We start from the raw sequence: 9,562 nt of genomic DNA, 5'->3' as shown, positions 1-9,562 counted from the left end.
CCTGCATTGACTGCACTCCTGCCATCCATGGCAGTCGTAGGTCATCGTCAAGCGCCTAATACCAAAACCCTCAGCACAACGTGCTGGGGGTTTTTTATTATGTTTGGAAAAAATTCCGTACTTACTTTTTTACTCTTGCTTGATTTATTAGGTTGTTTTTCTTTTTAATAAGCTGGTTGTTGTATTTTGATGAGGGTGGGATTCAATAGTCTTATGTGTATAAAAAAACTTACTTTACTGATTTGCATGCTTTTATGTAGTTAACAGTTAGTATTTTATACAACCTGCTTGGTAAAAAAATATCAATAAAAAATTAAACTTGCTTCTAACTGTCTCAGTAAGTGGTTATTTTTTTGGTAGTAACAATCGCCTCTAAGGATTTGGATAATAAATTGCTTAGTATTTGTTGGACTTGTAACTCTAGTCTTTGTTGAAGCTAAGTTGTTTAGAGGTAAGCAGTAATGGATTATGGTCAGGTTGAAAATCTTGAATATCCCTATGATTGTTGTGAAAAAGATGCAGAAGAAATTACTCAATTAATTAAAAAATATGAGCATTTATTAAAGGAGGGCTTTCTGGTTTTTTTGGCTAAAGGTAGATCAATGAGCTATAGCCGTTGGGCCTGGTTGATTGTTAGAAAGGCTTTCAACCCTCATAAATATTATGATTTGCCTATTGGGCGATTTGAGTTTGAGTTAAAAAGAAGTATGAGTAAATACCTTAGAGCCTGTTGAATATAGAGAAAGCGATGTTCTAAATAATTTAATACCCCTTAGTGAGGCTGTAGCAAAACTACTGTGCTTGCAAATACAGTGTTAAAAATCGGCTCAAAGTACTCATTTATTAAGTATAAACTCCGTCTTTTCGCCGATTTTTGCCTTGTCTTTGCTTCGCTCATAACCTTTTGCGACACCCTCTAGTTGGGGTGTTAATAGATTAAGACACTTTTTTCAAACATGCTATGAAGTCTTTTCGTGATGATAAGGAATCTATTTCGGTAGTTTTGTTCTTAAATAATTCCCAGGTTGTTCCTTGAGTTCGTTTGGCGATACGCTCTTTTAGCAAATCTTTAACTAGCGAAAATTGCTCAGTTTCTATTCCTGCCATAACCTGTTTTATGTGGCCTGTACGAGCCAGTACCATAGTATTGTGAGGCTCTGTGAAAAATATACTAGCATCTCCAGCCACTTCCATTGCTGATTCTACAACTTGGTGCCAGCGGCCACCAACATTAATGCCTTGAAACTCCAGTCGAGTTAGCATTGAAGCAGCATTTTGAATATCTAAATAAAAAGTAGATGGCTTGAGATAAATAAATTTATCAAATAGCTGTAGTACTTTATCGAAATGACCTAATTCAAAATTAAATATGAAATATATCCTTCATATTTAATTTATAAGTTTTCCTATCCGTTATAGATAGTAGAAGTGTAGTTTATGGTGTTTTTATTCCTTGGATCAATAATCTGTTATTATAGGCTTGTGGGGGGCAGCCACTGAATAATCTCATCTAAAAAACAGGCTTATTGGGAATAATAATTCAGTTTCAGTTTATTGTTGGTCGGTTTGAATAAATAGAAAGACTATCTTTGTCTCTTTAGTAGTTGTTTGATGAATATTCTCTAGGACTGATGGGGTTGTCCTCAGTGAATTACTCCTCTATTCATAATTTTTAGCTATTATTTATCAAAAATCAATAGATTAATTAAATTTACCACCAGGTAGATTTAGGTTGTCAGTCAATCTTTGCTGATGTAAAGTTTATCTACCTTTAGATAGGTAGATATATCTAAAGTTTTCATTCCTACTTATTAGTATATGGAGTTATTTATGAACACTGTAGCAACACAAAAAACAAATAATATTCAAAAAAGAGTTCTGCTTATTATGTCGTCTGAAAATAAGATTGGCATTAGTGGTAAATTGACTGGTACTTGGTTTGAAGAAGTTGCCACACCTTATTATAAGATGGTTGAGGCTGGCTTTGAGGTTGTGTTTGCTTCACCTAAAGGTGGATTGGCACCCATTGATTTATTAAGTATGAAACCACCATTTACAACGGAGAGCACTGGACGTTTTGCTCAAGATCCTGTAGCGAATTTTGCACTGGCAAATACGATTCCTCTGGAAAGTGTAGAATATTCGCAGTATGACGCACTATTCTTCCCTGGTGGTTATGGTCTTTTATGGGATTTAGCTAGTAACTCCTTAGTATTAAAAATGATTCAGGATTTTGCTCGGGTCGATCGTCCTGTAGCCATGGTATGTCATGCTCCTGCTATTTTGCGTGATGCGAAAAAAGATAATGGTGAGCCGTTGGTAAAAGGAAAAGAATTAACAGGCTTTAAAAATGCTGAAGATGAAGAAGTTGAATTACTTCAACACTTGTTGTTCTCTCTTGAAGACGAACTAAAACTGAGAGGCGCTATCTATAAGAGCAAGCAAAATTGGGAGCCTAATGTGGTAATTGATGGTTTCTTAATGACTGGTCAAAGTCCTGCAAGTGCGCCTCCATTGGCTGATGCGCTAATTGAAAGGTTGAAGTAAAAAGTATTTATAATAAATACAGGCCTTGACTGATTAGCAAGGATATTGGGAATACAGTTCGCACAGGGTGGCATGGATGCCACTACCTTTTTAAAATAGTTGAAAAATGCTGGCTAAATAAGTCTATTTTAATCGAAAAAACTAATTAATAAAAAAACTATTAACTATCTTTTTTTGATTCATATTATGCATTATGTTTTATCTATCAATAGGTATAAAGTGATACAAGCAGATTACTCTAATCCATAAAGAGCTAGTAGAGACTATTAATGAAGGCAGATACTGTTGAAAATATCAAAGATGTAGCGGAATCTTGCATTAGAAGCAAGGGTTATAACTCTTTTAGTTTCCGTGAAATAGCTAGTGCTGTCGGTATTAAAAGTGCCAGTGTTCACTATCACTTTCCTACAAAAGGTGATCTAGGGGCTGCGGTAGTTAAGCGTTATACAGAACGGTTTTTAAGTGCTTTAGGTGATCCAGAAGATTCAGAAATCAAGCCTGAGCAGTTAATTCAGCGCTATATCGAGGCTTTCCGAAGCTCACTAATAAAAGATCAGAAGTTGTGCTTGTGCGGTATGTTGGGGGCTGAAACTAACTCTTTGCCTGAGGAAGTGGTTAGGGAAACTAAACGATTTTTCAAAGAAAATATTAAATGGTTGACGGCTGTTTTTGCTCGGTACAATCAGCAAGAAGAAGGAGCTATGAATAATAAGGCAGTTTATTTACTATCTAGCTTGGAGGGCGCTATGATGGTGGCTCATACACTTGGTGACCTAAAGGCCTTCGATAACGCAATTAAAGTGATTATGCAACAGTTTAGCGAATAATACGTTTCTCGAATTGAGACTATATTAGTCACAGACAATGACATGATCACTAGGCTAGTTCTAAAAAGAGCTAGGGCTCTTTTTAGAGTTTAGAGGAGCTTCTCATAAGAGTTTGATTTCTTTTGCTAATAGGTCAAGTGATTTTTTTAGTTTGTTATCGCACATATCAAGTAAGCAGTCTCCTACATCCCATTCAAAAAAGCATTGATTAGCAAGTGGCGCACTTTGTATTTTATTGAATAAATAAATGCCATGTTCTTTTGCTATTTTATCTCGTACTTGAGTTGCTTGAGTGCAACTAATAGGAAGATAGAGATGTAACATACTTGTTTGAGGTTGTTCAGGGTTGGGAGTTATAAAAGGGTAGCTAGTTAATATCTGATGAATTTCTTTAGTCCGCTGATAATAGGCAGACATTTTTTGTAACTGTTGATCAAATTTCATTGCAGCAGAAACAATATAAGGCGAACGTTTGGCAATATTGCCACCTTGTCGGTTTACCCATATTGATACTTTATCGACAAGCTCTTCACTACCCACCAATATCGAGCCACCCAAGCCACCAATACCTTTATATAGTGAAATATAAACGCTATCAAAGCCATGGGCTATTTCAGCATACTCTTTATCATAGTAATCTTTTGTTTCCCAAAGTCTTGCACCATCCATATGTAGATGAATGTTATGCTGATGACAGTATGTCTTTATTGTCGTAAGCTCCTCCCATGTGGGTAGTTGACCACCAATTTCTCGCATCGGCAGTTCATACAATACCGCTGTAATGTCATCTTTTATAGCCTTAAGGTCTTCGGCTGTCCAAACTGAAAAGGGATCGCCAATAGGTAGTACTTTGAATCTGTTTTGCAGCTGATAACCCTGGCGCTCATGTTTTAATATATGAGCAGTATGGTGCATAGCAACGCAATCAAGTTTTTTTTGTTGACATACAAGTTGCAATACAGTTGGTTGGTTTAGTGTACCTGTCACTATAAATAAGCCTTTTTCAAAACCAAGTAAGTCTGCAATTTTTTTCTCAAACTGCTGGATTAGTTCTCCTTCACCATATATGTCGTGTTTTATATTATTTTGTTTGCACCATTCAGCCATAGCATAAAACTCTTCTGATGCCGTTAACTCATGGTGGCCACAAAAGAATGTATGGCATTGGTTCTTTATCGTATTAGACATTACTTCTCCTTACTATAGTCACTGTTTTTAATTATATTGTATAGGTTCTTACTATCTATTAATTGATGGCTCTTTAGCGTATGTTGAAAAATACTAATGGGTACACCTAATATTAATAAAAAAACTAAGTTAGTTTATTATTGTCTGACAATGTTGTTAAATGACCCGTAGCTTTATTTTTTATAGTGATAGAGGAAAAGTGACAATGATACAAATAAAGTCATTATTAACTTGTCTGATTGTATTGCTAGATTGGTTCGCAGTTTTGAATGTCTATGCAGCGGATTACATTAAGGTAAAAGGTGTAGAGTCAAATGATGTGTTGAATATTCGGGCTAGTGCATCAGCAAAAGCTGAAATAATTGGTATTATTCCCGCTGAGGAGCAATGTATTGTAAACCTTGGGTGTGAAAATAGTTGGTGTAGGGTGGATTATAAAGATAATAAAGGATGGGTAGCAAGCAAATACATACAAGCTCAAAACTGTCGGCTTGTATCTACTAGTCAAGAGAGGCAGCAGTCATTTTTAACGATACCAGTAATGTCTTCTTTACCCATCTTAAAAGCAGAAGGCCAAATATCTGAGATTAATCAATCAGCGGTCGACTTTTCTTTAGAAATTGCAGGAGATTTTGATGAAGCAAAGGAGCAGTTAATATACCAACAGAATAACAGTCCTGAGAGTACTGCTAAGACTATTGTTACGATTATTCGGGATGGCTTTTTGGATGATAGTGCAAGAGGAGAACGTTGGGAAATTAAACTAATGAGGCAGCATACTGGTAAATGGCAAACCTATTCAGTAACAAAAGCTCATAGATGCTGGCCTGGAAGAGGGCATGAGTTTTATAGTAAAGAGCCTTGTAACTGATTACTTTAGTGATATCCATTATTAAATATTAAAAAAAGCTACTAAATCTTATATTTGCCAATAAGAAAAAAAACTAAATTAGTTGTCTTAAGAATAATAATCTAGTCTTAGGATAGCATAATTTATGATTAAAATTATAAATAACATGGGTTCGGTGAATGAAACTAGACGTAAGTCCGACACAGATGTTAGTGGTTGCCAGTTAACTCTGGCGTTTAAAGAAAATCCTCCTGAGTTCTTAAAGAAAAATCTATTGCTTATAAATAATGAACCAACACATGTACCAATGAAAACAGGTATTTATTATTTTCAGATAGTACCATTAGCAGAAAAGCATGCAGTCGATCATAATGGTAAAAAAATTAATTGTTGTTTATTAAAACAAACACCAGACTACTCAAAAGCAGTGATTTCTGCATATTTTTTGGCATATAAGCAAGATGGAATTGAGTCGCTACAATTAGAGGCAGAAGCTGACCTGTTTTTTTCAGCTGGTTTGACAGGCTGTGGGCTAGCAGTAGAGAGCATACCTAACCCTCAGGTTTTTCATATTGATGGAGATAAATACACTAACGATAAAATGTTAGTTTCACTACCTAATGCAGACAATAAGCGATTATATAATGATGAAACTTATGGGCATGATCATTATTATGGCGGATCATCAGCTATTGGTGTTAGAGAGGAAGGTGGCTGGCAATTTTATGGGCAGGCTTGGTATATGAAAAGCCTTGAAAGTTATCAACTAGCTTTTCGAGAAGGAGTTTTTTTAATTTAGCTCTAATAAATTAGCTGTTGAAGGAATGATATAAAGGGAAAGAACCTTAAAGCTTCATGCTTTGCTGAGGGTTTTGCTAATAACTGTGCCATATACCTTTCACCAGTGATTTTTAGGTGAGACCTTCGAGTGACGAGACTTCATGAGCCTATAAGTAATAGGTGGTTGGGGCGAGAAATGAATGCAGCTAAATGCTCCTCCATTGCTCTAGTTAGTACCTATACCGCCATGTATAAAAACTGTATTCTCACTATTTGTGGTGGTTATAACAAAACTTAGAAATCATTCGTGAAAGGTAAACTATTGGGTGAGCTACATTTATTAATTGAGTTCACGGTTAAAAAAGACTCTTTTTGGCATAACTTATTACTGACTCGGAGATTAGTTTATGGATACCTTTTTCTAATATCCATCTATGCCAGTATAAAGGAACTTTTAGCTTATACTTGGGACTCAACTCAATTAGTGTGCCTTCGTTTAGCTCAATTTGAACCTGTATTTTAGGAATTAAGCAATATACAACTCCTGCTTTAGCTAAGGCAACAAATGCTTCTGATGACCTTACAGTATGGCAAGGATAAGTGCCTGGTAATAGATTAAAGTGCTGTGCAAGGAAAGTTGCATGCATATCATCTTTTTGGTCAAAAGCGACAGCAGGTGCATATTTCAGTTTTTCTGGTGTTACAGTTTTACCAAAGAACTTTTTCTTAAAGCCTGGTGAGGCTACAAGTACGTACTCCATATTTCCAAGTTTATCTGCTTTGCAACCAGGTAATACTTGATTGTTACTGCTGATGGCTGCAAAGGCTTCTCCATTTTTAATTTTTTCTAATGTGTGACTTTCATGACTGATCAATAAGTTCAGTTCAATAGTATGGGTTGCCAGAAGAGGATTCATAGCAGGAATAAACCAGGTTGCAAGACTATCTGCATTAACTGCGACGGTTATGTTTAACCGCTGATTGGGTTCTGTGGGGAACAGCTCTTGTCTTAACTCTTGCTCAAGCTGTTTTACCTGACGGAAGTGGCCAAGTAGCTTTTGACCCAGCGTTGTCGGCTCTATTGGGTGGCTGCGTACTAGGAGTGGCTGAGCGACTTGTTCTTCTAGCTGCTTGATACGTTGTGAAATAGCAGACTGAGTTATTGAGAGGATGGCTGCAGCCCGTTCAAAGCTTTGCTCCTGGACTACCACGTCTAACGCTTGCAGTAGCTTATAGTCGAACATTTTGTGATTAAGTTGTTTCATAAGAAAATTTAATGTTAATTAAGAAAATTTAATTTTACTAATAATAGCATGGTTTTTATCATTCATTCAGAGTTTTTTGTGAGAGGTTACAAATGCTATTTCTTCCTATACTTAAAGGGTTTCTACTGGGTAGTAGCATGATTATTCCAATAGGGGCTCAAAATGCCTTTGTGATTAGTCAGGGCATAAAAAGAAATTACCATTTACTTGCTGCCAGTATTTGCTTGCTTTGTGATATTGGCTTAATTGCTCTTGGGGTATTTGGTAGTAGTGGTTTTGTGAGTGAAGATGATTTCCTTTATCAGGCTTTGACTTGGGGTGGAGCAATATTTTTACTTATATATGGGACTATTTCATTAAAAAAAGTAATTCAGCCTGTTGCTAATAATATGGAGCTGTCTAGAGATAGTAATAACCTGTCTCTCAAGCTTGTTATCATTTCAGCATTGGCAGTTACTTTATTAAATCCCCACGTTTATTTAGATACAGTGATGATTTTAGGTGGAGCCAGCTTGAAATATACTGGCGATGAAAAAATTATGTTTGCGATAGGTTGTATGCTGGCTTCAGTTGTATGGTTTTATTTTCTTGCTATCTTGGCTGCTAGGCTAGCCCCATGGCTATTAAATCAAAAAGTGCAAAAAGGTATTGATTTTGTGATTGGTGTTGTGATGTGGTTTATCGCTGTGACATTAATAGTTTAGGAGAATATTTATGCAGGGTATTAAGGATTTAAGTCAAATACTCATCAATCTAAAACCGGTGTTAGCTACTGATGAGTTTGTTTTTTGTTCTTTAAAAGAGTTTAATAACATTGACATCGCTAAATATCAACCTATTGCTACTTTTATAGAGGTGGAAGGGATGACCATGGTGTTAAAAAAAGAAATTGCCATCCAACATAACATTGTATTTAATAATGTGTATAAAATGATTACCTTGCAGGTGCATTCCAGTTTAGATGCCGTGGGGTTGACTGCTGCAGTATCAAAGCGATTGGCTGATAATGGAATAAGTGCTAATATGTTTGCTGGATATTATCATGACCATATATTTATTCAGGCAACAAAAGCTGAAGAAGCACTGTTACTATTAACTGAGTTGGCAACATAGTTTACAAAAGCTCAAGTGAAAGAGTGATGAACAATTACTGGTATGATTTAGTAGGTAATATTGGTGTACTATTAATTTTATTATGTTACTTACTAATTCAGCTAGGTAAACTAAACAACGATAGTTTAGTTTATTCATTGGGTAATTTGCTTGGTGCCGTTTTAACTTTAGTTTCGCTTTATTTTGGCTTTAATTTGTCAGTCTTTATTTCATGCTATCGCTAGCTTCATAGTAGAAAGCTAGCCCTTAACAACAATTTGCTTAAACTACAAACAGCCATTATGCATCTTAAGCTTTATTTTTTAGTTATTATATTTGAACGCCTTGTTGGCAGGCATTTAATAACTGTTCTGCCAGTTCTTCTTCATTGATCGCTCTGGCAATAGCTAAGCCACCAATCATTAGTACAGCAGCTTGAAGTACTTTTACTGAAGGTGTTGTATTTTGATCTGATTTTGTCGCTGACAATTTATCCACAAACCCCCGAAATGCTTTGGTATAGACGTTACGAACTGTGTCATCACGCTGGCTAACATCAGTCACTAAGAAGGCTAGTGGACAGTGCATAGTTTCACCTTCTCTATGCTCATGGCTCAGGTAAGCTTTCGTTAAACAAGCAAGAGGCTGTTTGCCAGTGGTTAGTTGTTGTAGTAGGGTGCTGCCAGATATAGCAGCAGTGATAATAGACTCTGCATACAGTTCAGACTTAGAGCTGAAATGAGTATAAAAGGTGCCGCGGGTTAGTCCGGCATCTGCCATTACTTCATTAATGCTGACATTGTCATAACCCTTGTGAGTGAATAAGTGGGCAGCGCTGGTTAGGATTCGTTGGCGACTGGCTTGTTTATGGTCATCTGTCCAAGGCATTATGGTTACTCCGGCTAATCATAAACTCAGGTGTTTTAACATTCTTACATGGTTTTAAAATATGTTCTTGATCATATTCTCATTAACTCTACATTAGGAAGCCTTAGTTAAGTTAACCGATTAGT

General features: G+C 36.2%; 12 protein-coding genes. 8 read left to right on the top strand and 4 right to left on the bottom strand.

What is annotated here, in order from left to right:
- Positions 1-461: 461 nt before the first annotated feature.
- Positions 462-734 carry a hypothetical protein gene (locus tag ORQ98_RS25310; RefSeq protein WP_274691613.1) on the top strand — a complete coding sequence of 91 codons (273 nt, stop codon included), beginning with the start codon at positions 462-464 and terminating at the stop codon, positions 732-734.
- A 202-nt stretch (positions 735-936) separates the two neighbouring features.
- Here the strand turns inward: ORQ98_RS25310 and ORQ98_RS25305 are convergent, their stop codons facing one another.
- Positions 937-1,263: a hypothetical protein gene (locus ORQ98_RS25305; RefSeq protein ID WP_274691612.1), complete on the bottom strand. Its 327-nt coding sequence runs from the start codon at positions 1,261-1,263 to the stop codon at positions 937-939.
- 567 nt (positions 1,264-1,830) lie between these two features.
- Here ORQ98_RS25305 and ORQ98_RS25300 point away from each other — a divergent pair.
- Positions 1,831-2,547 (top strand): type 1 glutamine amidotransferase domain-containing protein, encoded by a 717-nt coding sequence (locus ORQ98_RS25300; protein ID WP_274691611.1) that lies wholly within the window; start codon positions 1,831-1,833, stop codon positions 2,545-2,547.
- Between the two features lie 269 nt (positions 2,548-2,816).
- Positions 2,817-3,374, top strand: coding sequence for a TetR/AcrR family transcriptional regulator (locus ORQ98_RS25295; RefSeq protein WP_274691610.1), 558 nt, complete (start codon positions 2,817-2,819; stop codon positions 3,372-3,374).
- A gap of 102 nt (positions 3,375-3,476) precedes the next feature.
- Here the strand turns inward: ORQ98_RS25295 and ORQ98_RS25290 are convergent, their stop codons facing one another.
- Positions 3,477-4,562: a threonine aldolase family protein gene (locus tag ORQ98_RS25290; protein ID WP_274691609.1), complete on the bottom strand. Its 1,086-nt coding sequence runs from the start codon at positions 4,560-4,562 to the stop codon at positions 3,477-3,479.
- A gap of 205 nt (positions 4,563-4,767) precedes the next feature.
- Between ORQ98_RS25290 and ORQ98_RS25285 the strand changes: the two genes are divergently transcribed.
- A complete protein-coding gene (locus ORQ98_RS25285; protein ID WP_274691608.1) occupies positions 4,768-5,433 on the top strand; it encodes an SH3 domain-containing protein in 666 nt (221 codons plus the stop codon).
- A gap of 124 nt (positions 5,434-5,557) precedes the next feature.
- On the top strand, positions 5,558-6,211 hold the full coding sequence (locus tag ORQ98_RS25280; RefSeq protein ID WP_274691607.1) for a hypothetical protein: 654 nt from the start codon (positions 5,558-5,560) through the stop codon (positions 6,209-6,211).
- A gap of 337 nt (positions 6,212-6,548) precedes the next feature.
- On the opposite strand, the gene ORQ98_RS25275 is transcribed toward ORQ98_RS25280, so the two are convergent.
- Positions 6,549-7,457, bottom strand: coding sequence for a LysR family transcriptional regulator ArgP (locus ORQ98_RS25275; RefSeq protein WP_274691606.1), 909 nt, complete (start codon positions 7,455-7,457; stop codon positions 6,549-6,551).
- A gap of 92 nt (positions 7,458-7,549) precedes the next feature.
- Here ORQ98_RS25275 and ORQ98_RS25270 point away from each other — a divergent pair, with 92 nt between their 5' ends.
- From ORQ98_RS25270 to ORQ98_RS29715, 3 genes are read left to right on the top strand one after another with little or no spacing between them, the layout of a single operon-like run.
- On the top strand, positions 7,550-8,161 hold the full coding sequence (locus ORQ98_RS25270) for a LysE/ArgO family amino acid transporter (RefSeq protein WP_342455231.1): 612 nt from the start codon (positions 7,550-7,552) through the stop codon (positions 8,159-8,161).
- 10 nt (positions 8,162-8,171) lie between these two features.
- Positions 8,172-8,570, top strand: coding sequence for an ACT domain-containing protein (locus ORQ98_RS25265; protein ID WP_274691604.1), 399 nt, complete (start codon positions 8,172-8,174; stop codon positions 8,568-8,570).
- Positions 8,571-8,596: 26 nt separating this feature from the next.
- Positions 8,597-8,794, top strand: a complete 198-nt coding sequence (locus tag ORQ98_RS29715; RefSeq protein WP_425347716.1) for a CBU_0592 family membrane protein — start codon at positions 8,597-8,599, stop codon at positions 8,792-8,794.
- A gap of 85 nt (positions 8,795-8,879) precedes the next feature.
- Here ORQ98_RS29715 and ORQ98_RS25260 read toward each other — a convergent pair whose 3' ends face one another.
- Positions 8,880-9,437, bottom strand: a complete 558-nt coding sequence (locus ORQ98_RS25260) for a TetR/AcrR family transcriptional regulator (RefSeq protein ID WP_274691603.1) — start codon at positions 9,435-9,437, stop codon at positions 8,880-8,882.
- Positions 9,438-9,562 lie beyond the last annotated feature (125 nt).

It is taken from the genome of Spartinivicinus poritis (assembly GCF_028858535.1).
GTDB lineage: Bacteria > Pseudomonadota > Gammaproteobacteria > Pseudomonadales > Zooshikellaceae > Spartinivicinus > Spartinivicinus poritis.
This window is presented reverse-complemented; position numbering and strand designations above follow the sequence as displayed.